This window comes from Streptomyces sp. A2-16 (genome assembly GCF_018128905.1).
In the GTDB taxonomy this organism is placed as follows: Bacteria; Actinomycetota; Actinomycetes; order Streptomycetales; family Streptomycetaceae; genus Streptomyces.
The window spans coordinates 522,356-547,261 of the sequence record NZ_CP063808.1 but is presented as its reverse complement, the minus strand read 5'-3'; the positions used below and the strand labels follow the sequence as shown (position 1 = coordinate 547,261).

Annotated in this window: 28 protein-coding genes; 10 read left to right on the top strand and 18 right to left on the bottom strand. The window is 71.6% G+C overall.

Annotated elements, in window-relative coordinates; genetic code table 11:
- On the bottom strand, positions 1-867 hold the full coding sequence (locus IOD14_RS02605) for a VTT domain-containing protein (RefSeq protein WP_123990835.1): 867 nt from the start codon (positions 865-867) through the stop codon (positions 1-3).
- Between the two features lie 130 nt (positions 868-997).
- Between IOD14_RS02605 and IOD14_RS02600 the strand changes: the two genes are divergently transcribed.
- Positions 998-1,363 carry a YbjQ family protein gene (locus tag IOD14_RS02600; RefSeq protein WP_123990834.1) on the top strand — a complete coding sequence of 122 codons (366 nt, stop codon included), beginning with the start codon at positions 998-1,000 and terminating at the stop codon, positions 1,361-1,363.
- Between the two features lie 17 nt (positions 1,364-1,380).
- Here IOD14_RS02600 and IOD14_RS02595 read toward each other — a convergent pair whose 3' ends face one another.
- On the bottom strand, positions 1,381-2,142 hold the full coding sequence (locus tag IOD14_RS02595) for a MerR family transcriptional regulator (RefSeq protein WP_123990833.1): 762 nt from the start codon (positions 2,140-2,142) through the stop codon (positions 1,381-1,383).
- 118 nt (positions 2,143-2,260) lie between these two features.
- Between IOD14_RS02595 and IOD14_RS02590 the strand changes: the two genes are divergently transcribed.
- Positions 2,261-3,544: an ion channel protein gene (locus tag IOD14_RS02590; RefSeq protein WP_212669561.1), complete on the top strand. Its 1,284-nt coding sequence runs from the start codon at positions 2,261-2,263 to the stop codon at positions 3,542-3,544.
- A gap of 30 nt (positions 3,545-3,574) precedes the next feature.
- Positions 3,575-4,981, top strand: a complete 1,407-nt coding sequence (locus tag IOD14_RS02585; RefSeq protein ID WP_123990831.1) for a glutamate decarboxylase — start codon at positions 3,575-3,577, stop codon at positions 4,979-4,981.
- 169 nt (positions 4,982-5,150) lie between these two features.
- On the opposite strand, the gene IOD14_RS02580 is transcribed toward IOD14_RS02585, so the two are convergent.
- The 6 genes from IOD14_RS02580 to IOD14_RS02555 all read right to left on the bottom strand — a co-directional run bounded on the left by IOD14_RS02580 (position 5,151) and on the right by IOD14_RS02555 (position 10,718).
- The gene (locus IOD14_RS02580; protein ID WP_174269196.1) at positions 5,151-5,912 is read right to left on the bottom strand and encodes an ABC transporter permease; all 762 of its coding nucleotides are present in this window, start codon (positions 5,910-5,912) and stop codon (positions 5,151-5,153) included.
- The gene (locus IOD14_RS02575) at positions 5,909-6,862 is read right to left on the bottom strand and encodes an ATP-binding cassette domain-containing protein (RefSeq protein WP_123990830.1); all 954 of its coding nucleotides are present in this window, start codon (positions 6,860-6,862) and stop codon (positions 5,909-5,911) included. Before IOD14_RS02575 ends, IOD14_RS02580 begins: the two co-directional genes overlap by 4 nt.
- A gap of 83 nt (positions 6,863-6,945) precedes the next feature.
- Complete coding sequence (locus IOD14_RS02570; RefSeq protein WP_123990829.1) at positions 6,946-7,587, bottom strand: PadR family transcriptional regulator; 642 nt, start codon at positions 7,585-7,587, stop codon at positions 6,946-6,948.
- An 18-nt stretch (positions 7,588-7,605) separates the two neighbouring features.
- The gene (locus IOD14_RS02565) at positions 7,606-8,142 is read right to left on the bottom strand and encodes a DinB family protein (RefSeq protein WP_212669560.1); all 537 of its coding nucleotides are present in this window, start codon (positions 8,140-8,142) and stop codon (positions 7,606-7,608) included.
- A 114-nt stretch (positions 8,143-8,256) separates the two neighbouring features.
- Entirely contained in the window at positions 8,257-9,717 is a 1,461-nt protein-coding gene (locus IOD14_RS02560) for an aldehyde dehydrogenase family protein (RefSeq protein WP_123990827.1), read from the bottom strand.
- Positions 9,718-9,893: 176 nt separating this feature from the next.
- Complete coding sequence (locus tag IOD14_RS02555; RefSeq protein WP_123992800.1) at positions 9,894-10,718, bottom strand: helix-turn-helix transcriptional regulator; 825 nt, start codon at positions 10,716-10,718, stop codon at positions 9,894-9,896.
- Positions 10,719-11,083: 365 nt separating this feature from the next.
- Between IOD14_RS02555 and IOD14_RS02550 the strand changes: the two genes are divergently transcribed.
- Positions 11,084-11,584, top strand: coding sequence for an ATP-binding protein (locus IOD14_RS02550; protein ID WP_123990826.1), 501 nt, complete (start codon positions 11,084-11,086; stop codon positions 11,582-11,584).
- Positions 11,585-11,675: 91 nt separating this feature from the next.
- On the opposite strand, the gene IOD14_RS02545 is transcribed toward IOD14_RS02550, so the two are convergent.
- From IOD14_RS02545 to rpmG, 8 genes are all read right to left on the bottom strand, one after another.
- Positions 11,676-11,918: a DUF397 domain-containing protein gene (locus IOD14_RS02545; RefSeq protein WP_123990825.1), complete on the bottom strand. Its 243-nt coding sequence runs from the start codon at positions 11,916-11,918 to the stop codon at positions 11,676-11,678.
- 148 nt (positions 11,919-12,066) lie between these two features.
- On the bottom strand, positions 12,067-12,528 hold the full coding sequence (locus IOD14_RS02540) for an SRPBCC domain-containing protein (protein WP_123990823.1): 462 nt from the start codon (positions 12,526-12,528) through the stop codon (positions 12,067-12,069).
- Positions 12,525-12,893, bottom strand: coding sequence for a metalloregulator ArsR/SmtB family transcription factor (locus tag IOD14_RS02535; RefSeq protein ID WP_123990822.1), 369 nt, complete (start codon positions 12,891-12,893; stop codon positions 12,525-12,527). Before IOD14_RS02535 ends, IOD14_RS02540 begins: the two co-directional genes overlap by 4 nt.
- A gap of 10 nt (positions 12,894-12,903) precedes the next feature.
- Positions 12,904-13,275, bottom strand: coding sequence for a VOC family protein (locus IOD14_RS02530; protein WP_057612401.1), 372 nt, complete (start codon positions 13,273-13,275; stop codon positions 12,904-12,906).
- Between the two features lie 64 nt (positions 13,276-13,339).
- On the bottom strand, positions 13,340-13,573 hold the full coding sequence (gene rpsR, locus IOD14_RS02525; protein ID WP_123990821.1) for a 30S ribosomal protein S18: 234 nt from the start codon (positions 13,571-13,573) through the stop codon (positions 13,340-13,342).
- Positions 13,574-13,579: 6 nt separating this feature from the next.
- A complete protein-coding gene (locus IOD14_RS02520; protein WP_123990820.1) occupies positions 13,580-14,902 on the bottom strand; it encodes a GTP-binding protein in 1,323 nt (440 codons plus the stop codon).
- On the bottom strand, positions 14,902-15,150 hold the full coding sequence (locus tag IOD14_RS02515; protein ID WP_123990819.1) for a type B 50S ribosomal protein L31: 249 nt from the start codon (positions 15,148-15,150) through the stop codon (positions 14,902-14,904). The genes IOD14_RS02520 and IOD14_RS02515 overlap by 1 nt, the downstream gene beginning before the upstream one ends.
- A 5-nt stretch (positions 15,151-15,155) precedes the next feature.
- A complete protein-coding gene (gene rpmG, locus IOD14_RS02510; RefSeq protein WP_015658813.1) occupies positions 15,156-15,320 on the bottom strand; it encodes a 50S ribosomal protein L33 in 165 nt (54 codons plus the stop codon).
- 62 nt (positions 15,321-15,382) lie between these two features.
- Between rpmG and rpmB the strand changes: the two genes are divergently transcribed.
- The 4 genes from rpmB (at position 15,383) to IOD14_RS02490 (ending at position 17,214) form a co-directional block, all read left to right on the top strand.
- Entirely contained in the window at positions 15,383-15,619 is a 237-nt protein-coding gene (rpmB, locus tag IOD14_RS02505; protein ID WP_123990818.1) for a 50S ribosomal protein L28, read from the top strand.
- Between the two features lie 13 nt (positions 15,620-15,632).
- Complete coding sequence (gene rpsN, locus IOD14_RS02500; protein WP_123990817.1) at positions 15,633-15,938, top strand: 30S ribosomal protein S14; 306 nt, start codon at positions 15,633-15,635, stop codon at positions 15,936-15,938.
- Between the two features lie 65 nt (positions 15,939-16,003).
- Positions 16,004-16,534 (top strand): hypothetical protein, encoded by a 531-nt coding sequence (locus tag IOD14_RS02495; protein ID WP_123990816.1) that lies wholly within the window; start codon positions 16,004-16,006, stop codon positions 16,532-16,534.
- A 134-nt stretch (positions 16,535-16,668) separates the two neighbouring features.
- On the top strand, positions 16,669-17,214 hold the full coding sequence (locus IOD14_RS02490) for a DUF4232 domain-containing protein (protein WP_123990815.1): 546 nt from the start codon (positions 16,669-16,671) through the stop codon (positions 17,212-17,214).
- On the opposite strand, the gene IOD14_RS02485 is transcribed toward IOD14_RS02490, so the two are convergent.
- Positions 17,195-18,325: a DUF2786 domain-containing protein gene (locus tag IOD14_RS02485; RefSeq protein WP_123992799.1), complete on the bottom strand. Its 1,131-nt coding sequence runs from the start codon at positions 18,323-18,325 to the stop codon at positions 17,195-17,197. The genes IOD14_RS02490 and IOD14_RS02485 overlap by 20 nt on opposite strands.
- 234 nt (positions 18,326-18,559) lie before the next feature.
- On the opposite strand from IOD14_RS02485, the gene IOD14_RS02480 reads away from it, so the two are divergent.
- On the top strand, positions 18,560-19,303 hold the full coding sequence (locus IOD14_RS02480) for a Clp protease N-terminal domain-containing protein (protein WP_212673186.1): 744 nt from the start codon (positions 18,560-18,562) through the stop codon (positions 19,301-19,303).
- 126 nt (positions 19,304-19,429) lie between these two features.
- Positions 19,430-21,121 carry a bifunctional 3'-5' exonuclease/DNA polymerase gene (locus IOD14_RS02475; RefSeq protein WP_212669559.1) on the top strand — a complete coding sequence of 564 codons (1,692 nt, stop codon included), beginning with the start codon at positions 19,430-19,432 and terminating at the stop codon, positions 21,119-21,121.
- A gap of 92 nt (positions 21,122-21,213) precedes the next feature.
- On the opposite strand, the gene IOD14_RS44140 is transcribed toward IOD14_RS02475, so the two are convergent.
- A complete protein-coding gene (locus IOD14_RS44140; RefSeq protein ID WP_249126239.1) occupies positions 21,214-24,873 on the bottom strand; it encodes a BTAD domain-containing putative transcriptional regulator in 3,660 nt (1,219 codons plus the stop codon).
- Positions 24,874-24,906 lie beyond the last annotated feature (33 nt).

Below are 24,906 nucleotides of genomic sequence, written 5' to 3'. Positions count from 1 at the left end.
CTAGTACCCCTGGTTGTTGTAGGGGTTCTGCTGGTTCTGGTGGCCGTAGGGCTGCTGGTCGTAGCTCTGCTGCTGCGGGTACTGCTGGGCGTACGGCTGCTGTTGGGCGTACGGCTGCTGCTGGCCGTAGTACTGCTGGGGCGGCTGCTGCTCGTCCTCGGACGGGATGCGGCGGAGCTGGGTCGTCGCGTCGTCCATGGGCTGGTACGGCTGCTGGGGCGGGGCCGCGGGGGTCTGCGCCGCGGCGCGCTTCTTCTTTCCGCGCTCGCGCAGGTATTCGATGAGGATCGGGACCACCGAGACCAGGACGATCAGGACGAGGATCGCCTCGACGTTCTTCTTGATGACGTCGATCTGGCCGAGCCAGTAACCGGCGAGGGTGACGCCCGTGCCCCAGGCCACGCCGCCGATGATGTTGTACGTCAGGAAGGTGCGGTACTTCATCCGGCCGGCGCCCGCCACGATGGGGGCGAAGGTCCGCACGATCGGCACGAAGCGGGCCAGCACGATGGCCTTGGGGCCGAACTTCTCCATGAACTCGTGGGCCTTGTCCAGGTTCTCCTGCTTGAAGAGCCTGGAGTTGGGGCGGCTGAAGAGCCTCGGGCCGAAGAACTTGCCGATCATGTAGCCGACCTGGTCGCCCAGGACGGCGGCCGCCACGATGAGCGTGCACACCAGCCACAGGGGCTGGGTGATGAAGTTCCCCTCGGCCACGAAGAGGCCCGCCGTGAACAGCAGGGAGTCGCCCGGCAGGAACGCGAAGAGCCCCGACTCGGCGAAGACGATCAGCAGAATGCCTGGCAGGCTGAAGGTCTTGATCAGATAGTCGGGGCTGATCCACTCGGGGCCGAGCGCGAGCATGGTCACGGGATTGTGGCTCCTGCTGGTGGGGCGGGCGGGGCTGGCTGCCCAAAAGTATCAACGCAGCCGTGGTGACCCAGGTTCCATGGGGCTCCCCAGGATGCATTGTGAGCCGTCCAGGACAAAGCTGTGAGCCATGGGTATTGACGAATACGGCGGCGGCCAGGGGCCCCAGCCCGATGTGCTCGTGGTGACCACGAACGACGTGCCCGGCCACCGGGTCCAGGAAGTGCTGGGCGAGGTGTTCGGGCTGACCGTGCGGTCCCGGCACCTCGGCAGCCAGATCGGCGCGGGGCTCAAGTCGATGATCGGCGGTGAGCTGAGGGGACTCACGAAGACACTGGTGCAGACCCGCAACCAGGCCATGGAACGGCTCGTGGAGCAGGCACGCGCGCGTGGCGCCAACGCGGTGCTCGCGTTCCGGTTCGACGTCACGGAGGCGGCGGACGTGGGCACGGAGGTGTGCGCCTACGGCACGGCGGTGGTCCTGACCCGGGAGTAGCCCCCGGGTCAGGGTCCCTAGGAGGCGTGCCGGGCGGCGTTCGCCCTGATCGCCTCCCTCAGGTGCTCGGCCAGGCCTGGGCGCATGGCGTCGTAGAACGCCTTGAAGCGCTCGTCCGAGACGTACATCTCGCCCAGGCCCTGGTGCATCTCGTACGGGCAGTCGTAGAACCAGCCGCAGATGTGCTGCCGGTGCTCCTCGGCCATGTCCATGGCCGCCGGGGAGGTCGGCGCGTCACCGGCGGCCATCAGGGCGTCGTAGCGCTCGCCCCAGTCGGCCACCTCGGCCTGCATGCGCTTCCAGTCGTCCTTGGTGTAGCGCGCGGCGCGACGCTGCGACTCGGCGTACGCGTCCGTGCCGCCCCAGCGCCGGCGCGCCTCCTCGGCGTACTGCTCCGGGTCCTTGTCCCCGAACACCTCGAACCGCTCCTCGGGCGTGAGATCGATCCCCATCGTGCGTGCCTCCATGGCGTGCTCCACGGCCGCCGCCATCTTCTGCAGCTTCTCGATCCGGGCGGTCAGCAGCTCGTGCTGGCGGCGCAGGTGCGCGCGCGGGTCCGCGGCCGGGTCGTCGAGCAGGGCGGCGACCTCCTCGAGCGGGAAGCCGAGCTCCCGGTAGAACAGGATCTGCTGCAGCCGGTCGAGGTCCTCGTCGCCGTAGCGCCGGTGGCCCGCGTGGCTGCGCTCGCTGGGCACGAGCAGGCCGATGTCGTCGTAGTGGTGCAGCGTGCGCACCGTGACGCCGGCGAAGCCCGCGACCTGTCCCACGGAGTAACCCACTTCGTCCGCTCCTTTTCTCGGTACGCGCTCCACGGTGGCTCCTCACGCCGCGTGAGGTGCAAGTCCGGCAGGGACACCTCCAGATGTCGCGCCCGTTTTGTCCGCTTATCGTGGGCCCGTGGCCCAGGACACCGCGCAGCAGGCACCCGCCTCCCCGGCGACCCCGGCGCGTGCTCTGCTGCCCTTGATCCTTCCCGCTCTCCTGGTCGGCGTGGGCGCGAGTCTGTTCTTCGTGGGGGTGAGCGCCGCGGCCGAGCAGCTCCAGCACGTGCTGTGGCGCAACCTGCCGGACGCGCTGGGGGTGGGCCGGTACTCCGTGCTGTGGATGCTGGTCGTGCTCACCGCGACCGGGGTGGCGGTGGGCCTGGTGGTGTGGAAGGTACCCGGGCACGCCGGCCCGGATCCCGCCACCACCGGCCTGGACGCCCCCGTGCTGCCACCCGTCGTGCTGCCGGGGCTGGTCCTGGCGACCGCGCTGATGCTCGCGGGCGGCCCGAGCCTTGGCCCGGAGAACCCGATCATCGCGGTGAACGTGGGGCTCGCCTTCTGGCTGGGGCGCAGGCTGGCCCCGCGGATGCCGCGCGGGCTGTGGCCGGCGCTGGCGGAGGCGGCGACGATCGGCGCGCTGTTCGGGACGCCGGTGGCCGCCGCACTGGTGATCTCCGAGGCGCTGGCCGGCCGGCAGCTCAGGGGCGCGCTGTGGGACAACGTCTTCGGTCCCCTGGTGGCGGCGGCGGCCGGCGCGCTGACGACCACGTTGGTGGCCGAGCCGAGTTTCGACCTGCACCTGCCCGCGTACGGGCGGCCCGGCTGGGGCGACCTGCTGGCGATGCTGGTGGTCGCGTCCGCGGCCGCGCTGCTCGGCATGGCGGCCGTGCTCGCCTTCCCGTACGTCCACGGCGCCTTCGCCCGGCTCAGGCACCCGATGCTGGCCCTGCCCGCCGGCGGGCTCGTCCTGGGGCTGCTCGCGGCCGTGGGCGGCCATCTGACGCTCTTCAAGGGGCTCGACGAGATCGGGGAGCTGGCGGCGGACCCGGAGGGCTGGTCGGCCGGGCAGTTCGCCACCATGGCGGTGGTGAAGCTGGCCGCGCTGCTCGTCGCCGCCTCCTGCGGCTTCCGGGGCGGGCGGATCTTCCCCGCCGTGTTCGTGGGCGTCGCCTTCGGGCTGTGCGCCCACGCGCTCGTGGACGCCGTGGACCCGGCCCTCGCCGTGGCGGCCGGGGTGCTCGGCATGTTGCTCGCCGTCACCCGGCAGGCCTGGGTGAGCCTGTTCGTCGCCGCCGTCCTGGTGGCCTCACCCGCGATCCTCGCGCTGCTGTGCATCGGCTCCCTCGCCGCCTGGCTGCTGGTGACCGGGCGGCCGCAGATGCAGCTGCGCGCGGACGGAACTCCCATCCGCTGACCCACGTTGATCCCTTCAGGAGGCACTGCCATGCCACTGCACAAAGGACCTCAGAAGTCCGACGAGCGCCCCTCGTCCATCAACCCCTTCTACGGCGAGGCCGATCCGGTCAGCGACATGACCGAGGCACCGCCCAAGCACCGGCTCCCCACCTCTCCCCTGCCGCCGTCGACCGCCTACCAGGTGGTCCACGACGAGCTGATGCTCGACGGCAACTCCCGGCTGAACCTCGCCACCTTCGTCACGACCTGGATGGAACCGCAGGCCGGGGTCCTGATGGGTGAGTGCCGGGACAAGAACATGATCGACAAGGACGAGTACCCGCGCACCGCCGAGCTGGAGCGGCGCTGCGTGGCGATGCTCGCCGACCTGTGGAACGCGCCGGATCCCTCGGTGGCGGTGGGCTGTTCCACGACCGGCTCCAGCGAGGCGTGCATGCTCGCCGGGATGGCGCTCAAGCGGCGCTGGGCCCAGCGCAACGCCGACCGGTACCCGGGGGCGCGGCCCAACCTGGTCATGGGGGTCAACGTCCAGGTGTGCTGGGAGAAGTTCTGCAACTTCTGGGAGGTGGAGGCCCGTCAGGTGCCCATGGAGGGCGACCGCTTCCACCTCGACCCGCAGGCCGCCGCCGAGCTGTGCGACGAGAACACCATCGGGGTGGTGGGCATCCTCGGCTCCACCTTCGACGGCTCCTACGAGCCGATCGCCGACCTCTGCGCGGCACTCGACCAGCTCCAGGAGCGCACCGGCCTGGACATTCCCGTGCACGTCGACGGGGCGTCCGGCGCCATGGTCGCGCCCTTCCTCGACGAGGACCTGGTGTGGGACTTCCGGCTGCCCCGGGTGGCCTCGATCAACACCTCCGGGCACAAGTACGGCCTCGTCTACCCCGGAGTCGGCTGGGCGCTGTGGCGGGACCGGGAGGCCCTGCCCGAGGAACTCGTGTTCCGGGTGAACTACCTGGGCGGTGACATGCCGACCTTCGCGCTGAACTTCTCCCGCCCCGGCGCCCAGGTCGTCGCGCAGTACTACACGTTCCTGCGGCTGGGCCGCGAGGGCTACAAGGCCGTGCAGCGGTCCACGCGGGAGGTCGCCCGGGGCGTCGCCGAGCGCGTGGAGGCGCTCGGCGACTTCCGGCTGCTGACCCGGGGCGACGAACTCCCGGTGTTCGCGTTCACCACGGCCCCGGGCATCGAGGCGTTCGACGTCTTCGACGTCTCCCGGCGGCTGCGGGAGCGGGGCTGGCTCGTACCGGCGTACACCTTCCCGCCGAACCGCGAGGACCTGTCGGTGCTGCGGGTGGTGTGCCGCAACGGCTTCTCGACCGACCTGGCCGACCTCTTCGTCGAGGACCTGGAACGCCTGCTGCCCGAACTGCGCCGCCAGCCCCACCCGTTCACCGCGGACAGGGCAGCGGCGACCGGGTTCCACCACTAGCGCCTGCCCGGCGGACCGCCTCGGCCGCGACGCGGTCCGCCGCACGGCGGACGACGACGGCGCGACCGGGGCCGGTCGGCTGCGGGCGGGCGGGCCGGCCGTGCGGCACCCGCGCGTGGGGCTCCGTCGGCGGACGCGGCGCCTCACCGACGGCCAGCCGGGGCCGGTTCTAGCGGCTCAGGCGGGCGAACCTCCGTACCGCCAGGGGGAAGAACACCGCCAGGAGGACCAGCGGCCAGGCGACGGCGGCCCACAGGTGCCCCGGTTCGCCGCCGGGGCCGCCCAGCTGGTCCCGGACGGCTGTCGCGGTCTGGGACATCGGGTTCCACTCGACGACCGTGGCCAGCCAGCCGGGCATGGAGTCGGGGGTCGCGAACGCGTTGGACAGGAAGCCCACCGGCCAGACCAGGATCTGCACGGCCTGCACCATCTCCGGCTTCCCGGCGACCATCGCCAGATGGATGCCGATCCAGAGCATGGCGAACCGGAAGAGCAGCAGCAGGCCGACCGCCGCCAGGAGTCCGGTGACGCCTCCGTGCACCCGCCAGCCGATCGCGTACCCGACGCCGATCATCGCGGCCAGGCTCAGCACGGACTGGAGCATGTCGGCGGCCGAACGCCCCACCAGGACCGCCCCGTTGGCCATCGGCATGGACCGGAACCGGTCGATCACCCCTTTGTTGAGGTCCTGGGTGACGGCGATCATCGTCGCCTCGAGACCGAACGCCATGGTCAGCGCGAGCATCCCCGGGACCAGATAGTCGACGTACTCCCCCTCGACGCCCCGGCCGCCGCCGACGAGGTAGCCGAACATCAGGAGCAGCATCACGGGGAAGACCAGCCCGACGACGACCCGCACCGGCTGCCGTGCCCAGTGGGCGAGTTCGCGCCGGGTCATGGTCCACGAATCGGTCAGCGCGTACGTGCTCACACGGCCTCCTTCACTCGGTTCTCGTCGCCGGTGAGGTGCAGGAAGACCTCGTCCAGCGTGGGCCGGCGCAGGACCACGTCCTCCGCCTCGATCCCGGCCGCCTCCAGGGCCCGTACGACACCGGAGAGCGCCGCCATCCGGTCGGTGACCGGCGCGCTGAGCAGCCGGCGGTCGGGGTCGACCGAGACGGTGGCGGCGTCGAGCGGCAACAGGGCCACCGCCGCGCCCAGTTGACCGGCGTCGCGCAGGACCACGTCGACGCGGTCGCCGCCGGTGCGCCTCTTCAGCTCGTCCGCCGTGCCGTCGGCGACGACCCGTCCCCCGTCCACGAGACAGATGCGGTCGGCGAGCTGGTCGGCCTCCTCCAGGTACTGCGTGGTCAGCAGCACCGTCGTCCCACCGCCGACCAGGGAGCGGACCGCGGCCCACACCTCGGCGCGGCCACGCGGGTCGAGGCCGGTGGTGGGTTCGTCCAGGAACAGCACCTCCGGGTCGCGGATCAGGGAGGCGGCGAGGTCGAGCCGGCGCCGCATGCCGCCGCTGTAGGCGCGGACCGGTTTGCGGCCGGTGTCGGCCAGGCCGAAGCGCTCCAGGAGTTCGCCGGCACGCACGCGCGCGTGGCGGGCGCCCAGGTGGTGGAGGCGGCCGAACATCTCCAGGTTCTGGCGGCCGCCGAGCTCCTCGTCGAGGGCCGCGTGCTGGCCGAGCAGACCGATGCGCAGCCGTACCTCGTAGGCTTCGCGCTCCACGTCGTGGCCCGCCACCCGGGCGCGGCCCTCGTCCGGGCGCAGCAGGGTGGACAGGACGCGGACCAGGGTCGTCTTGCCCGCTCCGTTCGGCCCCAGCACGCCGAGGACGCTGCCGCGCGTGACCGCGAGGTCGAGCCCGTCCAGGGCCGCCTTGTCGCCGTACCGTTTGCGCAGGCCTTCCGCGACGATCACCTCGGTCATCGGACCCCCTCCAGGATCAACACTGTAGTCAAACTTGACTACCTTCCCAAAGTAACCCCGCCGATGAGGTTAGTCAAACTTGATTAGCGAGCGTCCTCGGGATGCCGTTCACCGGTGGCGTACGGGTTCTCCTCACCCTCGGTGAGAACGCCGACGAACGGGTCGCCCTCTCCCGCGAAGGAGTACGCCCCGTCCTCGATCCGGGCGATGAGTCCCTGGGTCCACTCGGCCTCGGCGTCGGCCGTGTGGATCCAGAGCTTCATGATCTCGCCGATGTGCCCGAGCTGCTGCGGCCCCTCCTCGGGCACATAGTGCTCGGTGACGGCGGAGCGCCACTCCTCGATGCGCCGGATGCGCTCCTTGAGCAGCGACACCGCCTCCGCGCGCGGCAGGTCGACCATGAAGCCGATGGCCGCCGACTTGATGTCCATCTTCTGGTCGTAGGAGGTCAGCGCCTCACGCACCAGCCGGAGGAACTCCTCGGTGCCCGTGTCCGTGATCTCGTACTCGGTCCGCGGCGGACCGCCGGCCGTGGAGGGGGCGATCTCGTGCGCGTGCAGCAGCCCTTGCTTCGCCATCTGCTTCAGGGCGTGGTAGATCGAGCCGGGCTTGGCGTTGGACCACTCGTGCGCGCCCCAGTACTCCAGGTCGTTGCGCACCTGGTAGCCGTGGGCCCGCCCGTGCTGGCGCACCGCGCCGAGCACGAGAAGACGGATCGCTGACATGCGGTCCAGGTTAGGACGTCACTGTCCGGCCAGGGCAACCAGCTCGAACGCCGTCTTCCCGTCGAGGGACTCGCGGATGATGTCGGCGTGCCCGGCGTGACGCGCCGTCTCCCGGATCAGGTGCAGCAGCACCCAGCGCACGGAGACCCGGCCCTCGGGCGGGAACCAGGGCTGGTCCGGGAGCGGGAAGGTCTCGTCGAGGCTCGGCACCGAGCGGGCGAACGCCTCCGTCTCGGCGGCGACCTTCTCCCAGTACGCCAGCTGCGACGCGACGGTCTCGTCGCCGACCAGGGCGAAGCACTCGTGCCAGTTGGACGCCTCCCGCTCCACGGCCGGCTTCTCGCCCTTGGCCCGGGCGATCCAGCTCTGCTCCACCTCGGCGACGTGCTTGAGCAGCCCGCCCAGGGAGAGCTCGCTCGCGCTGGGCTTGGCGGCGGCCTGCTCGTCGGTCAGCCCGAGCAGCGAGCGCCGGATTCCGCCGCGCTGCTCCTCCAGGAAGGACAGCAGCGCCCCACGCTCGTCGCCGTACTCCTCCGAGGGAACGTGAGTGACCATGACCGTCGCCTTTCGTCGGGCTCGGGGGCCTTCCCCCCGACACCCATCAAGCTACGGGCCCTTGAGGACAGGTACGGTCCTCAAGGGCCCGTGGCGGCCGTCGTGCTCAGGAAATCAGAACGGGAAGCGGCTCCGGCCGTGCTGGACCGAGATCCACTTGGTGGTGGTGAAGGAGTCCAGCATCGTCTCGCCGTTCAGACGGCCGATGCCGGAGCGCTTCTCGCCGCCGAAGGGCACGATCGGCTCGTCGTGGACGGTGCCGTCGTTGACGTGGAACATCCCGGTGTCGATCTGCTTGGCGAAGGCGACACCGCGCTCGATGTCCGCGGTGTGGACGGCGCCGCTGAGGCCGTAGGGGGTGTCGTTGACCAGGCGGACGGCCTCCTCCTCGCCGTCGAAGGTGACGAGGAGGGCGACCGGGCCGAAGAGCTCCTGCCTGAGCAGGGGCGAGTTCGCGGGGAGGTCGGTCAGGACCGAGGGCTCGACCAGGTTGTCCGTGGTGGTGCCGTGCACCAGGGCGGTCGCGCCGTCGGCGATCGCCTGCTCGACGGCGCCCGAGATGGCGTCCGCCTGCGAGGAGTTGATGACCGGGCCGATGACCGTCTCGGGGTCGCGCGGGTCGCCGGCCTTCAGGGTCCTCACCTTGGCGACGAACTTCTCGGTGAACTCCTCGGCGACCGTACGGTCCACCAGGACGCGGTTGGCCGCCATGCAGACCTGACCCTGGTGGACGTACCGGCTGAAGACGGCGGCGTCGACCGCGTAGTCGATGTCGGCGTCGTCGAGGACCACGAGGGCGCTGTTGCCGCCCAGTTCGAGGACCGAGCGCTTGAAGTGCGAGGCACAGACGGTGGCCACGTGCCGGCCGACCTTGTCGGAGCCGGTGAAGGAGATGACCTTCGGGATCGGGTGCTCCAGGAACGCGTCGCCGATCTCCGCGATGTCGGTGATGACGACGTTGAGCAGACCGCCGGGCAGGCCCGCGTCCTCGAAGATCTTCGCGACCAGGGAGCCGCCGACGATCGGCGTGTTCTGGTGCGGCTTGAGGACGACGGCGTTGCCGAGCGCGAGCGCGGGGGCGACCGACTTGATCGACAGCAGGAAGGGGAAGTTGAAGGGGCTGATCACGCCCACGACACCGACCGGCACGCGGTAGACGCGGTTCTCCTTGCCGTCCACCGGCGAGGGGATGATCTTGCCCTCGGGGCGCAGCGACAGGTTGATCGCCTCGCGCAGGAACTCCTTGGCGAGGTGGAGTTCGAACCCGGCCTTCAGACGGGTGCCGCCGAGCTCCGCGATGATCGCCTCGGCGATCTCCCCCTCGCGCTCCTCGATCAGCCGGAGCGCCTTCTCGAACACCGCACGGCGGGCGTAGGGGTTGGTCTCGGCCCACTTCTTCTGCGCGCGGGCGGCGGCCTGGTACGCCTCGTCGACCTCGTCGACCGTGGCTATCGTGATCGACGTCAGCTTCTCGTCGTCGTACGGGTTGAAGTCGATGATGTCCCAGGAGCCTGTGCCCGGGCGCCACTCACCGTCGATGTACTGCTGGGCCAGGTCGGTGAAGTACGACGACATGTGATCCCCAAATCACTAGCAGACACACGATCAACGTCACGGTCTGATCACACGTCATCGTACTTGCGCGACACGCCAGTTGGGCACGCTGAGCAATCTTCTGGGGAGAACCCTAGGAATGCCGGTGGAGATTCCGTGCACCCGTCCGCGCGCTCGTCCCCGCCTCGTCCGCGCGCTCAGGAGAGCTGGAGCAGGCCGCGCAGCAGATCCCGGCTCTCGTCCGGGCCCGGACTGTCCTGCTGGAGCTCCTTGAGCGCCTTCTCGTACTGCGTGACGTCCTCGCGCTTGTCGAGATAGAGCGCGCTGGTGAGCTGCTCCAGGTAGACGACGTCGGTCAGGTCGGACTCGGTGAAGCTGAGGATCGTGAAGGCGCCGCTCTCGCCGGAGTGCCCGCCGAAGCCGAACGGCATGATCTGCAGCCGGACGTTGGGGCGTTCGGAGATCTCGATGAGGTGCTGGAGCTGACCGCGCATCACCTCGCGGTCGCCGTACGGCCGGCGCAGGGACGCCTCGTCGAGCACCACGTGGAACTCGGGCCCGCCCGGGTCGGCGAGGTGCTTCTGCCGCTCCAGGCGCAGCGCCACCCGCTTCTCCACGTCCGCCTCGCTCGCGCCCTTCATGCCACGCCGCACCACTGCACGTGCATACGCCTCGGTCTGCAACAGGCCGTGGATGAACTGGACCTCGTAGACGCGGATGAGGGAGGCCGCGCCCTCCAGGCCCACATAGGTGGGGAACCAGGTCGGCAGGACGTCGGAGTAACTGTGCCACCAGCCCGCGACGTTGGCCTCGCGGGCGAGGGAGAGGAGCGAGGCCCGCTCCTGCTCGTCCGTGATGCCGTACAGCGTCAACAGGTCTTCCACGTCACGCGTCTTGAAGCTCACCCGGCCCAACTCCATCCGGCTGATCTTCGACTCGGACGCGCGGATCGAGTAGCCCGCCGCCTCACGCGTGATGCCCCGTGCCTCACGCAGCCGCCTGAGTTGCGAGCCGAGCAGCATCCGCCGCACCACCGATCCGGGCTCTCCCGCGCTCACGTTCGCCAGCCTCCCCAACGTCTTCAGGGGCCGAAGTCTGCCACTAAAACACTCCGAGCAGTACTCGTCCGATTACAGATATGGAAAGAAGCCAAAGATTCTGCACAGGGCCGAGACAGCCAGAGGGGAGGGAGAGGCAAGAAAGAGGGGAGAAGATGGCGGAAAAAATGGCCAACAAGCGGTACGGGTGCCACCAATTCGGTCACGTGCACGTGCATCTGCACCTTGCATCTGCATCGCTCATCCGAAACCATGGTCCCGCGCAACCGCTGCATCGCAACGACCGCGAGTTCCCGGGAGTGCCTCGCATGGGGATGAATGGATCGACCATGCTCGAGCCGTTACGGCAGGGCCTTCCGCCGCTGGATCCCGCGGCCGTGTCCGACGCCGCCTCCTGTTCCCTGCCCGCCCGCTACGAAGCGGTGGGCGACGCACGGAGGTTCACCCGCAGAACGCTCGACCAGTGGGAGCTGGGCGACCACTTCGACGACATCTGTCTCGTGGTCTCCGAGCTGGTCACCAACGCGCTCCGGCACGCGATGCCGGCGAACAGCGTGCACGCCGGGGAGCACAATCCGCCCGTGCGTCTGCACCTGATGCGGTGGACCGAGCGACTGGTGTGCGCGGTGCGCGACCCCAGCCAGGACAGTCCGGTCGCGCGCGATTCCGACGACTTCTCGGCGGAGTCGGGGCGTGGACTGTTCCTCGTCGACTCCTTCAGCGACAGCTGGGGGTGGCACCCGATGGCGGGGACACTGGGCGGCAAGGTGGTCTGGGCGCTGTTCAGGCTGCAGCCGCACCCGGGCCCGGCCGCCACTTCCGCCGAGTGACGCACCGCGGCGTTTTGCGAGGCCATTTTTCTACGCGCGTCACACCGTGCACGAGGACGGTTACCCCGGGTCACCCTCAGGTGACCCGGGTTCAGCCCGCAATCAGGTGGTCGAACTCGCCGTCCTTGATGCCGAGGAGCATCGCCTCGATCTCCGCGCGCGTGTAGACGAGCGCCGGGCCGTCCGGGAAGCGGGAGTTGCGAACCGCAACTCCCCCGTCGGGCAGGCGCGCGAACTCCACGCAGGAACCCTGCGAGTTGCTGTGCCGACTCTTCTGCCAGGCCACCCCGTGCAGAGCCGTGGCCGTCATGCCGTTGTACACGTCGAGGTCCACAGGTCGCTCCCCGGTGGTGCGGTGGCCTTGTGGCCAATGATGCAGTGGTCAACTGTTCCGGATCATAGCTCTGTTCACGTGCAGATGCATGAGCAGATGCACGTGCACGCGGGGTGTTCCCATGGTTACAGATGTGACGTGTGGGGCACTAGATACGTTCCATCGTGTGCCCCAGAGCCCGCATCACATGCGTCCGCCAGCCCCCGTCCATGATCGTCCGGGCCATCAGCTGAGCGGGGTCGTCTGGATCGAATCCCTCGTGCACTAGGAAGAGACGCGTACCGCGCCCTTCCTGTTCCACCTTCCATGTGACGGTCCAGTCCGCGGAGTTGGCCGGATCGGAATCGGTCCAGCGCAGACTGAGCATCCGCTGCGGCTCGAAGGCGAGAACCTCCACGTCGACGGTGCCGGAGAAGTTCGAGTTGGGCCGCGGGACGGAGGTCATGGTGTACCGGTGTCCGACCTCGAGCCGGAAGGCCTCAGCCCCCTGCATCTGCCACTGCACGAGCAGCTCGGGCTCGGTGAGGGCGCGCCAGACCTTGGCGGGCGGGTGCGGGAAGTACTGGTCGACGCGGATGACCGTGAGGTCCTCGTCCGGTGCGTTGCTCATGTCACGTCATCGTCGGGCATGCGGTCGAGCAGCGCCCCGAGGTCCTTCAGCCGGCCGCGCCAGAACCGCTCGTACGGGTGGAGCCAGTCCTGCACCTCGGCGAGCGGGGCGGCCTCCAGCCGGTAGATGCGCTGCCGCCCGGAGCGCTGCTCGGAGACGAGGCCGGCCTCGCGCAGCACCTTCAGATGCTCGGACAGGCTCGGGCGGCGCATGTCGAAGTGGTCCGCCAGGGCCTGGACGGGCTGCGGCCCGCCGTCGCGCAGCAGGCGCAGCACCTCGCGGCGCACGGCGCTCGCGAGCGCGGCGAAGACGCGGTCCGCGTCGGCCTCGGCGGTCCCGTGCTCGACGGCTCCTGGTGCGGTCATGCCGGCCTTCCTACTGGTGTGCCTCCGTCAGCAGCATCAGACCATTGCCGTCGGGGTCCGTGAAGGAGGCCATGCGACCCCACGGCAGCTCGTCCGGTCCCTGTACGGGGGTCCCGGCCTCCGTGAGCCGTGCGCAGTCCGCGTCGACGTCGGTCGTGACCAACATGATCCCCCGGGCCGAGCCGGGCTCGAAGCCGCCCATGCCCGGGCCGGAGAGCGTGAAGACGGTCTGCGCGCCCTCCGGGGCGACCTGGAGCCAGCGCCCCTGGGGCAGATCGCGGTCGGCGGTGACGGTCAGGCCGAGGACGTCGGTGTAGAAGCGCAGGGCGCGGTCCTGGTCGGAGACGGGCAGGGTGACGAAGGAGGCGTGCGTGATGGTCATGGCACGAGAATAGGTAGGAGATTCCCTACGCGTCAATCGTAGGGAATCTCCTACCTATAGGGCCTCACCTGCTGGAGTAGGGAAGCAGTGCCATCTCACGGGCGTTCTTGATGGCACGGGACAGCTGTCGCTGCTGCTGGGCCGTGACGCGGGTGACCCGGCGGCTGCGGATCTTGCCGCGGTCCGAGATGAACTTCCGCAGCAGGTCGGTGTCCTTGTAGTCGATGTAGGTGATGCCGGCCACGTCCAGCGGGTTGGGGCGGTTCTTGGCGGGCTTGCGCTCGGGTTTGCGGGGCATGCGGGGTCAGACCTCCAGGAGGGTGTCGAAGGCAGGCGGGAGTTGTTTCCAGGCGTCGCGCCCGGCGGCGTACTCGGCGTCCGTCAACAGGCAGGACTCCAGGAGCCGTTCGAGTCCGTCGCGGTCGAGGCCGGGCGAGGTGAAGACGAGGTGCTGGCAGCAGTCGCCGTGCTCGGGATGCCAGTCCATCGCGGCGGCGGCCCGGCGCACCGGCGGAACCATGTCCCAGGCCGCGTCCGGGAGGGACGCCAGCCAGGGGCCCACGCTCTCCACGCACAGGGCGCCGCCGGCCGCGTCCCAGTGCAGGAGCACGTCCGGCTTGTCGGCGAGCCAGAACCGGCCCCTGCTGCGCGCGGCCGCGCAGGTGATGTCCTCCAGGGCCTCGTAGAGCCGCTCGGGGTGGAAGGGGCGGCGGCGGTGCCAGACCAGCGTGGCGACGCCGTGCGCGTCGGCCTCGGCGGGCAGCAGCGCGCACGCCGGGTGCTGGGCGGCGGCCGCGGACTCCACGTCGAAACCGGCGAGAGCGGCCCGGGCGAGCGCCGACCGCGCGGAGGGCCGTACCGGATAGCGGGTGCCCGCCGCGTCCGTGGGCCGGGCCCCGAAGCCGTCGGGCCGGACCCCGAAGCCGTCCGCGGACCGCTCCGTGAACCAGTCGGCGGGCCGGTCTGCGGGCTGCCCGGTGGGCCGGTCCGTGGGGTGATCCGCGGGCCGGTCCGTGGGGTGTCCCGCGGGTCGACCGTCCTCCCCGATGGGGACCTGGCGGGCCGTCGGGTGGAGTTGGGCGAGGAGTTCGCGGTCCTCCTCGTCGGCCTCCGGGGAGTCGAGGACGGCGAGGACGGGGGCGTACTCCAGCTGGCGGGCGAAGGTGTCGGCGACCGTGCGCTGGTCGGTGGCCGCGGCGGCGAGGCCGCGCTCGGCGAGGTCGTCGCCGTTGCCGAGGTACGGCAGCACGAGGGCCGGATCGACCGCGGTGATCACGCCGGTGACGGTGAGGCCGCCGGCCGCGACCACCTCGGCCATCGCCTTGGGCTCGACGGAGTCCCACAGCTCGACGACCGCGAGCCGGAGCGTGCCGGCCGCGTCCAGGCGGCGCAGCTCCGGGACCAGGTCCTCCCGCAGTGCGCAGCAGGCGCAGTCGTTGACCAGGGGTGTCTCGCCCGCGGACAGGATGCCGGTGGCGTCGCGGATCGTCCGTACGACGGTGCCGGCCGCGGCCGTAGCCAGGTCGTGGTGGAGGACGACGCTGCCCGGCACCTCAGCGAGCAGCTGGTCCACGGCGGCCTTGCGGGCGTCGGCGTGCAGCCCGCCGACGATCACGACGGAGAGCATCAGCCCTTCTTTCCGTACCGGCGCTCGAAGCGCTCCACGCGGCCCGCCGTGTCCAGCACGCGCGCGGTGCCCGTGTAGAAGGGATGGCTGACGTTCGAGATCTCGACGTCGACGACCGGGTAGGTGTTTCCGTCCTCCCACTCGACCGTCTTCTCGCTCGTCATCGTCGAGCGGGTCAGGAAGGCGTGGTTCGCGGCCCGGTCGCGGAAGACGACGAGGCCGTAGGCGGGGTGGATGCCCTGGCGCACGAGGATCAGCGCTCCTCTCGGAAGTCGACGTGGCGGCCGGCGACCGGGTCGTACTTCCGCAGGGTCATGCGGTCCGGGTCGTTGCGGCGGTTCTTGCGGGTCACATAGGTGAAGCCGGTCCCGGCGGTGGACCGGAGCTTGATGACCGGACGGAGTTCGTTGCGTGCCATGCTGCTATCTTACTGAAAATGAATTCCATTTACATAACCGCTTCGAGAGAGGTGCATCACCCGTGTCCGCCCACTGCATGCTGACCGGCGCCCGGCCCGGCTTCGGCAACCGCATCTCCCGTTCCCACCGGCGCACCTCGCGCCGCTTCGACCCCAACATCCAGTCCAAGCGCTACTGGCTGCCGAGCGAGGGCCGGTACGTACGGCTGCGGCTGAGCACGAAGGGCATCAGGACCGTCGACTCGATCGGCGTCGAGGCTGCCGTGGCGCGGGTCCGCGCGCGCGGTGTGCGGATCTGAGGGGAGCACCGGTATGGCGAAGAAGAGCAAGATCGCGAAGAACGAGAAGCGTCAGGAGATCGTCGCGCGGTACGCCGCACGGCGGGCCGAACTGAAGGAGATCATCCGCCGGCCCTCCTCCACGGACGCCGAACGGCTCGCCGCACAGGAGGAGTTGCGGCGGCAGCCGCGGGACGCGAGCGCCACGCGCGTGCGCAACCGCGACCAGGTGGACGGGCGGCCGCGCGGCTACTTCCGGGCCTTCGGACTGTCCCGGGTGGGGCTGCGGGAGCAGGCGCACGCGGGATATCTGCCAGGTGTCCGCAAATCGTCCTGGTAGTTCTCACGGGCGGTGCTGGTAGCTTGCTGCGATCGTCTGGGACCGCTACAGCTTGGGAGCTTCCAGTGACTTCGGCGATCTTCTCGCGCACCGCGTCGGGCACCGTGTCGGGTCGGCGGGCGGGGCTCGCGGCCGTGGGGCTGGTGGGCGCGCTCGCCCTGACCGCGTGCAGCGGCGGGGACTCGGACGACGGCGCGTCCCCGAGCTCCAGCACCTCCGTGTCCTCCTCGGCAACGGCCTCCGCGTCCGGTGGCACCGGTGGGGGCTCCGGCGGTACGTCGTCCTCGGCGTCCGGCGAGGTGGCGGGCAGCTGGCTGGCCACCACCGGCGGCAAGGCGGTGGCGCTCCTGGTCAACGGCGACCAGGCCGGGCTCTTCGTCACCGGCGGCACGGTGTGCAGCGGCAGCGCGAACGCGGAAACGATCCGCCTGAAGTGCACCGACGGCAGCACGGACCGGGCCGACGGGACCGTGGTGTCGGTGGGCAAGACCACGCTCAAGGTGAGGTGGACGGGCGGGATCGGCACCGAGACCTACAGGCGGGCCGAGGGCGGCCGACTGCCGAGCGGGCTGGCTACGGCGAGCCCTGGTTCCTAGGGCAGGCCTCCTGGCGCGCGGGATGCCGTGGTGAGGGGTGCCGAGGCCGAGGGCGTCGGTGGGGGCGGGCAACCGTGGTGTCCCGTCATGCGTGATGATCCATGCACCGGATCGCTCACATCAGAGGACTTCACATGCGCGCCGCCCCTCTCGCCGTCACCGCCTTCGCCGCGGCCCTGCTCCTGACCGGCTGCTCCAGTGACAGCGACGGCTCCGGCTCCGGCGGCGACAGCGCCGCCGCGAGCCCGAGCAACGGCACCACCTGCCGGATCGGTGACATGGACGTGGAGGTCGGACCCGCCAACGTGGCTCCCGCCGCCGGGGACACCGGCAACATCCCCGTCACGCTCACCAACCAGAGCGCCGACTGCACGCTGGACGGCTTCCCCGCCGTCGACCTGAACGCCGCGGACTCCACGGCGAGCCTCTCGCCCGAAGCGGGCGCGAAGTCCGCGAAGCTGACCCTGGCCAAGGGCACGGCCGCCACCTTCACGCTCACGTACACGCGCGGCGAGGCCGGCGCCAAGGCGAGCCTCGAGGTGAAGACGCTGGAGATCGGGCTGCCGGGAGCGGACACGCAGAAGAGCTTCAAGTGGTCGTACGGGCCGGTGCAGGGCAAGGGCGACAACGCCGGCGACCCGACCGCCTCCGTCGGCGCCTTCACTCAGGCCGGGGACTGAGCCGGGGCTTGTTGCCGACCTGCGCCCGGTCGGCCGCCCGGGCGCCCTCGGTCCAGCCCGCCTCGTCATTGACTCCGCGCAGCCGGGTCGTGGTGGTCCGCGGGAACATCCGGTCCATGCGGTCGGTGACAGCGACCTCGCGAGAAGCCAGCACCGGCAGCAGGTCTGCGGTCACCGGAGCCTCGGCGGCGGTGCGCAGGCGGTCGCCGACGCGGTGGGCGTAGGCCGCGAGGAAGGACTGCCGGAAGGTCTTGGTGCGCTTGCGGCCACCCGCCCGCTGGGCCGCCTCCGCCTTCGCCATCGCGGACTGCGCCTGCACGAGCAGCGAGGTGTACAGCAGCTCGACCGCCTCCAGGTCGCCCTCGAAGCCGACGACCGTGGAGAAGGCGAACGGTTCGTTCCACACGGCCCGGCAGTGATTGGCCGTGGCGACCGCGTCGAGGAGCACCGCCTTCGCCTGCTCGTACGGCGGCTCGACCCCGATCCGGCAGGCCCCGGGAGCGTCCTTCGCGGGTGCCTGGGCGTCGAGCAGCGCCTCGTCGACGCTGTGCCGGGCCATCAGCTCCTGCGCCTTGGCGGTGAGCGCCTCCGCCTCCTCCGGGTAGCCGGTCGCCTCCGCCTTGGCGAGCAGGGCGCGGATACGGCCGAGCATGCGGGTGTCGCCCCTGTGCTCCCTGTGCTCCCCGTGTCCCTTGTGGTCCTGCCGGGCATCCTCCAGCGGTTCCAGCGCGGGCAGGCGCAGCAGCAGGCGGTACAGCTCCAGTACGGCGGTGGCGTGCGTGAAGCGGTCGGGGCGCGGGGTGTTCTCGTCGGGCTCCTCCAGCTGGGCGAGCTGGGCGGTCCAGCGGGGGCCGCGCGGGCGGTCGTCCGGGGCCTGTGCGCGGATCAGGGCCGCGGTGAGCCGGACATGGGCGTCGTCCAGTTCGCGTCGCACGATCCGTACGACGTCGGCGGGCTGCCAGCCGCGCCGCCAGGCCTGGGCCACGAACTCGGCGCCGCGCCGGGCCAGTTCCGCGTCCGTGGCGGGGTCGGAGGCGAGCAGGGAGGCACCGGTGTCCAGCGCGGTGTCGTCCTGCGCGTAGAGGGCGGCCTCGAAGGCGCGGTCGACGATGCGGGTCGCGTCGCCGGCACGGTCGCCGCCCGTGCCGCTCGTGCCGCCCGTCGTGCCGTCGTTCCAGTTGCCGCGCTCGCCGCCGCTCGTGTTCCCGCGTTTGCCGCCGCCCCTGCTGCTCACAGGGCGATCGTCTCACTGCACGAAAATCGGTCGCCGACGTGGCGTTCCTGACCCGGTTCACGGGGAGGCAACCCTGGGTTGACACCCCTTGCTTGTCAACCTAGGGTTGACATCATGACGAACCCCGACATCACGTCATCCGTACGGCTCGACGACCTCATCACGGCCATCAAGAAGGTCCACGTCGAGCCCCTCGACCAGCTTCAGGACGCGGTGATCGCCGCCGATCACCTCGGGGAGGTGGCCGACCATCTGATCGGCCACTTCGTGGACCAGGCCCGGCGTTCGGGCGCGTCCTGGACGGACATCGGCAGGAGCATGGGCGTCACCCGGCAGGCGGCGCAGAAGCGGTTCGTGCCGAAGGAGTCGGCGGACCTCTCCGCCGACCAGGGCTTCAGCCGCTACACCCCGCGGGCGCGCCACGTGGTGATGTCGGCCCACAGCGCGGCCATCACCGCCCGCAACGCCGAGGGCCGTCCCGAGCACCTCGTCCTGGGCCTGCTGGCCGAACCGGAGGGCCTCGCCGCCAAGGCGATCGTCGCGCAGGGGGTCACCCTCGACGCCGTCCGCCGGGCCGCGACCGACGCGCTCCCGCCCGCCGTCGAGGACGCCCCCGAGCTCGTGCCCTACGGCTCCGACGCCAAGAAGGTCCTGGAGCTCACCTTCCGCGAGGCGCTCCGCCTGGGCCACAACTACATCGGCACCGAGCACATCCTGCTGGCCCTCCTGGAGTTCGAACACGGCACGGGGGTCCTGTCGGGCCTCGGCGTCGAGAAGGAGCCGGTGGAGAGCGCCCTCGCCAAGGAGCTGGAGGCCTGTGCGAAGGCGCGGGCGGAGCAGGGCGAACGGGACTGAAGGGGCGTCCGCCCACCGTTCCCGGACGGCTGGGACCCGTAGCCCGACGACGACGGATCGCCGCTGCCGGGAACCGGTCGATGTCCGGAAGGTCCGTTGTCAGAGGTGCCTGGCAGACTCGCAGACATGACCGACCGCTGGGCTCTCGCGCCGACCGAGGACGGTGGTGCGGAAGTCGCCGCCCTCGGGCCTGACGGGCTGCCCGTCGGCCCGGTGCGGTGGGAGCGGGATCCGGCCGAGGCCGTGCGGGGGCGGCCGGAGGTGGCGCGGTGGGTGTGGCGGTCCACCGCCGAAATCTATCCGCGCCTGCTCGCCGCGGGGGTCCGGGTGGAGCGGTGCTACGACATCGAGGACGCCGAGACCCTCCTGCTCGGCCACGCCGGGCGCTCCGGCGAGCCCCGTTCGGCCGCCGCGGCCCTGGCCCGGCTGCGCGGCGGCCCCGTACCCCCCGACCCGCCCCAGCGCGCCGCCGAGCCGGGGTCGCAGTCGTCCCTGTTCGAGCCGCAGAGCGTCCATCTGCCGCTGTCCGACCTCGTCGAGGTCTACGCCGACCAGCTGCGACGGCACGAGACCACCCAGCACCCCGACCGCATGCGGCTGCTGACCGCGGCCGAGTCGGCGGGGATGCTGGTGGCCGCCGAGATGAACCGCGCCGGGCTGCCGTGGAGCGCCGAGACCCACCGCCGGGTGCTGCACGAACTGCTCGGCGAGCGGTACGCGGGCGGCGGCGAACCCAGGCGCCTCGCCGAACTGGCCGACGAGGTGTCCGAGGCGTTCGGGCGCCGGGTGCGGCCCGATCTTCCCGCCGATGTCATCAAGGCGTTCGCGCAGGCCGGCATCAAGGTGAAGTCGACCCGGCGGTGGGAGATCGAGTCCCTCGACCACCCGGCCGTGAAACCCCTGGTCGAGTACAAGAAGCTGTACCGCATCTGGGTCGCCCACGGCTGGTCCTGGCTCCAGGACTGGGTGCGGGACGGCCGGTTCAGGCCCGAGTTCCTGGCGGGCGGGACCGTCACGGGCAGATGGGTCACCAACGGTGGCGGGGCCCTTCAGATCCCCAAGGTCATCCGGCGCGCGGTGGTCGCCGACCCCGGCTGGCGGCTCGTCGTCGCGGACGCCGACCAGATGGAGCCGCGGGTGCTGGCCGCGATCTCCCGCGACCCGGGGCTCATGGAGGTGGCGGGACGCGAGGGCGACCTCTACCAGTCCGTCTCCGACCGGGCCTTCTCCGGCGATCGCGCCCAGGCCAAGCTCGCCGTGCTCGGCGCGGTCTACGGCCAGACCTCGGGCGACGGCCTCAAGAACCTCGCCGCGCTCAGGCGCCGCTTCCCGAAGGCGGTGGCGTACGTCGACGACGCGGCCCGCGCGGGCGAGGAGGGCCGGCTGGTGCGGACCTGGCTCGGGCGGACCTGCCCGCCGGCGGCCGGGGCGGGTGACGCGGAGGAGGCGGGCATCCCCCAGGACGACCCGGCCGGCCGACCCGCTCCCGGCGAGGACGGCTGGGTGCCCGGGTACGCCTCCACCAACACCCGTGCCCGCGGCCGGTTCGCCCGCAACTTCGTGGTGCAGGGCAGCGCCGCCGACTGGGCCCTGCTGCTGCTCGCCGCGCTGCGCCAGGCCTGCGCGGGGATGGCGGCCGAGCTGGTCTTCTTCCAGCACGACGAGGTGATCGTGCACTGTCCCGAGGAGGAGGCGGAGGCGGTCGTGGCGGCGATCCGGGAGGCGTCGGACCTGGCCGGGCAGCTGACGTTCGGCCGGACGCCGGTGCGGTTCCCGTTCACGACGGCGGTGGTGGAGTGCTACGCGGACGCGAAGTGAGCATCGCGGGCCGGGGCCAGTGAGCACCGCAGGCCGGGGCCAGTGATCACCGCGGGCCGGGGCCAGTGATCACCGTGGGCGGGTAGCAGTGATCACCTGAGGCAGGAGTCATCGAGCAGTGCGATGAGTTCCTGGAGCACCGTCTTCTCGTCCGTGCCGTCCAGCGCGTCGAGAGCGGCCCGCCACTGCACGTACGCCTCCTCGGCCCTGCCCCGCTCGCGCAGCAGGAGCCCGTGCTGGTGGCGGGCGAGGGCGCCGGTGTAGCGGTCGGCGCGGGCGTCCGCGCGGCGCAGGAGTTCCGCGCACTCGGCGGCGGCGCGTTCGCCGTGGCCGATCAGGCGCAGGGCACGGACCAGGCCGAGGCGGCTCTGCGACTCGCCGTGCCAGTCGCCCGGGCTGCCGAGGATGCGCAGGCTCTCCTCGAAGTGCGCCAGGGCGGCGGCCGGTTCGCCGAGGGTGAGGTGGGCGTAGCCGATGTTGCAGTGCGCCGAGTACCGGACGACCAGGCTGCCGGTCTCCTCGCCGATCGCGAGCGAGCGGCGGTGCTGCTCCACGGCGGCCCGCGGGTCGGTGTGCTCGTACAGGTTGCCCAGGTTGCTGTGGGTGACGGCCTCGCCGAAGGGGTCGTTCAACTGCCGTGCGTAGGCGAGGCTCTGCCGCAGCGCCTCCCCCGACTCGGCGTACCGGCCCAGGCCCTCGAGCAGCAGGCCCCGGTTGTTGAGGCAGCGGCGGGTCCAGGAGTCCCTGCCCAGTCGCCGCCAGATCGTCAGCGCCCGGTCGTTGAGGACCAGGGCGTCGCGATGCCGGCCGGTCAGGAAGTGCAGTCCCGCGAGGTCGCCCAGGGCGCACGCCTCGGCCTCCTCGTCACCGAGCCGCCGCGCCACCGTGAGCGCGGCCCGGCCGAGAACCTCCGTCTCGGCGACCCGGCCGCTGCGCTGGAGGAAGGGCGAGAGCAGGCGCAGCAGGGTGGAGACATGAGCGGCGGTGCGCTCGTCGGGGGTGTCCGTGTGCCGTTCGACCAGGACGACGATGTTCTCCAGCTCCGACTCGCCCCAGGCGAAGGCCTTCTCGGAGGAGGGGAAGGGTGGAATGGCCAGCACATGGGCCGCGTGCTCCGGCGGCTGCGCGGCGGTGGGGCGGCGGCGGTCCTCCAGGTCGAGGCCGGGTTCGACGATCGCGGTCAGGGCGCGTTCGGCGACGGCCGCGTACCAGCGCAGGGCGGTGCGGGCGATGTCGGGGGCGTGTCCGGTGCCCGCGAGTTCCCTCGCGAAGTCGCGGACCAGACCGTGCGGGGCGTAGCGGCCGTACGCCGTCTCCTCCAGGAGGGCCACGTCGACGAGGCGGTCCAGCGCGTCCTCGGCGCGGGTCTCGTCGGAGCCGTCGGTGCCGAGGAGACGGGCGACCAGGGGGACGCCGTAGGAGGGCAGGTCGAGGGCGCCGATGCGGCACAGGGTGAGGGCGGCGTCGCGGTCGGACCTGCGACCGGAGGCGGCGAGGGCGTCGTGCGCGACGGCCAGGGAGCGGCGGACGGAGAGGTCGTCGTACTCCAGGTGCCGCAACCGGTCCTCGGCGGCGGCCAGTTGGTCGGCGAGGACGTCGGGGGTGAGGGCGTGCCGGGCGGCGAGTCGGGCGGCCACGACGCGGAGGGCCAGCGGGAGGCGACCGGTGAGTTCTATGAGGGGGTGGGTGGCGTCTATGGAGGTGGCGGCGTCCGGGGTGGGGCGGGGGTCGGTGTCGGGCGTGGGGCGGGGGTCGGCGTCCGAGGGGGCCGGGGTGGCCGGGGTGATGGGGCCGGCGGGGTCGGATTCGGTGCGGTCGGATTCGGTGCGGGGGGCGTCTCGGCGGTGGTCCCGACCGCCCCGGCCCGACGCGGCGCGCAGCAACTGCGCGCTCTCCTCGGCCGAGAGCGGGGAGAGCGGGAAGCGGTGGGCGTCGTCGAGGGCGGTCAGGGGGGAGCGGCTGGTGACGATCACCGCACAGCCGCCGCCGGCCGGCAGCAGCGGCCGTACCTGAGCGGCGCTCGCGGCGTCGTCCAGCACCATGAGCGTGCGGGTGGGCGCGAGCAGCGAGCGCAGCAACGCGGCTGCCGCGTCCGGGTGTTCGGGGATGCTGCGCGGTTCGGCGCCGAGGTCGCGCAGCAGGGCGGCGAGGGCCTGGGCCGGGGTGAGGGGGGTCATGCCCGGGGAGGCGCCCTGCAGATTGACGTAGAGCTGACCGTCAGGGAAACGTTCCCGCAGGCCATGGGCCACGTGGAGCGCGAGCGCGCTCTTGCCGACACCGGCCATGCCACTGACGACACCGACGGCCGGGCCGCCGTTGGGGGTGAGGGCACGGCGGAGGTCCTCGCGGGTGGCGACCCGGCCGGTGAAGTGCCCTGGGGGTGGCGGAAGTTGGGCGGGGCGGGGCAGGGCGAGGGGGGCCTGGTGACCAGGGGCCGACGGATCGGCCTCGGGGTGCGGTGAGGGGAGAGCGGGCGGGGCGTCTCCGCGCGTAGCGTCTGCGGGAAGCGCGCCGACGGACGCCGACCGACCCTCCTCGGTGTCCTCGCCGACGCGGACGGCCTGTTCTGGGCGGTCTGTTGCGACCTCCCCGCCGGTCTGCTCAGCCTCGCCGCGGCGAAGGGACGTGGCTGTCAGCGGCTCTGTCGGGGGGTGGTGATGAGGGGTGGACGCCGAGGGATCAGCAGGGTCGGACGAATCAGCGCCTTCGCTGCGGTCGCCGGCTGCGCCTCGGTCACCGGCAGCGCTTTCACGGCCGTCTGTGCTTCGACGGGTCTCGCCGTCCACCGGCTCCGCCGGGAGGTGGTGGCTGGAGGTGGACGCCGGTTGATCAGTCGGGTCTGCCGGGGCAACGCCTGCGCCCCGGTCACCTTCCTTGTCCCAACCGCCGTCGCCTGTCCCCGGTCGTCCCGGTCCGTCGGCTCGGCTCGCAGCCCTGCCGACCCGACCGCCGTCGGCTTTTCCGGCGTCCCTCCCGGCGGCCACTCCCCCGCGGAGCACCTCGACATGTGCCTCGCGGACCGCTGGGCCCGGTTCCACGCCGAGTTCCTCGACCAGGCGGGTGCGCAGGTCGCGGTGGACGGCGAGGGCCTCGGCCTGGCGTCCGGTGCGGTGGAGGGCGAGCATCAGCTGGCGGTGGTAGGACTCGCGCAGCGGGTGCTCGGCGGCCAGCGCGGCGAGTTCGGGCACGAGGGCGTCCGGACGGACCGGAGCGAGGGCGAGTTCGGCGTCGTAGTGCCACTCCAGGAGGAGCAGCCGGGCCTCCTCCAGGCGTTGGACGAGGGCGTATCCGGCGACTTCCGAGGGGACCCCGCTGAGTGGCGCGCCCCGCCACAGCGCGAGCGCCGCTGCGCACGCCTGGAGGGTCTCCGTCCAGTTCCCGGCGGTGTGCGCGCCGCGGGCCCGGGCGGCGTGGCTCTCGAACACCTGGACGTCGAGTTCGCCCGGCGTGACGCGCAGCAGATAGCCGGGGGCCACCGCCTGCAGCCGTTCGGGGTCGTCGAGCAGCCGTCGCAGCCGGGAGACGTGGTTGTGCAGGGAGGCTTTCGCCGAGGCCGGCGGGGCGCTGCCCCACAGCGCCTCCTTGAGGGACTTGGTGGAGACCACCCGGCCGGCTTCGAGAAGCAGCGCGGCCAGCAGGATCCGCTGCTTGCGGCTGCCGACGACCCGTACACCCGCGCCGCCGTGACCGTCGTAGAGGACCGGCGGCCCGAGCAGTCCGAACCGCAGCCCCGACTGCGATCCGCGCCCCATCACGCCGCCCAATTCTGGCGGAATTCCGCCCTC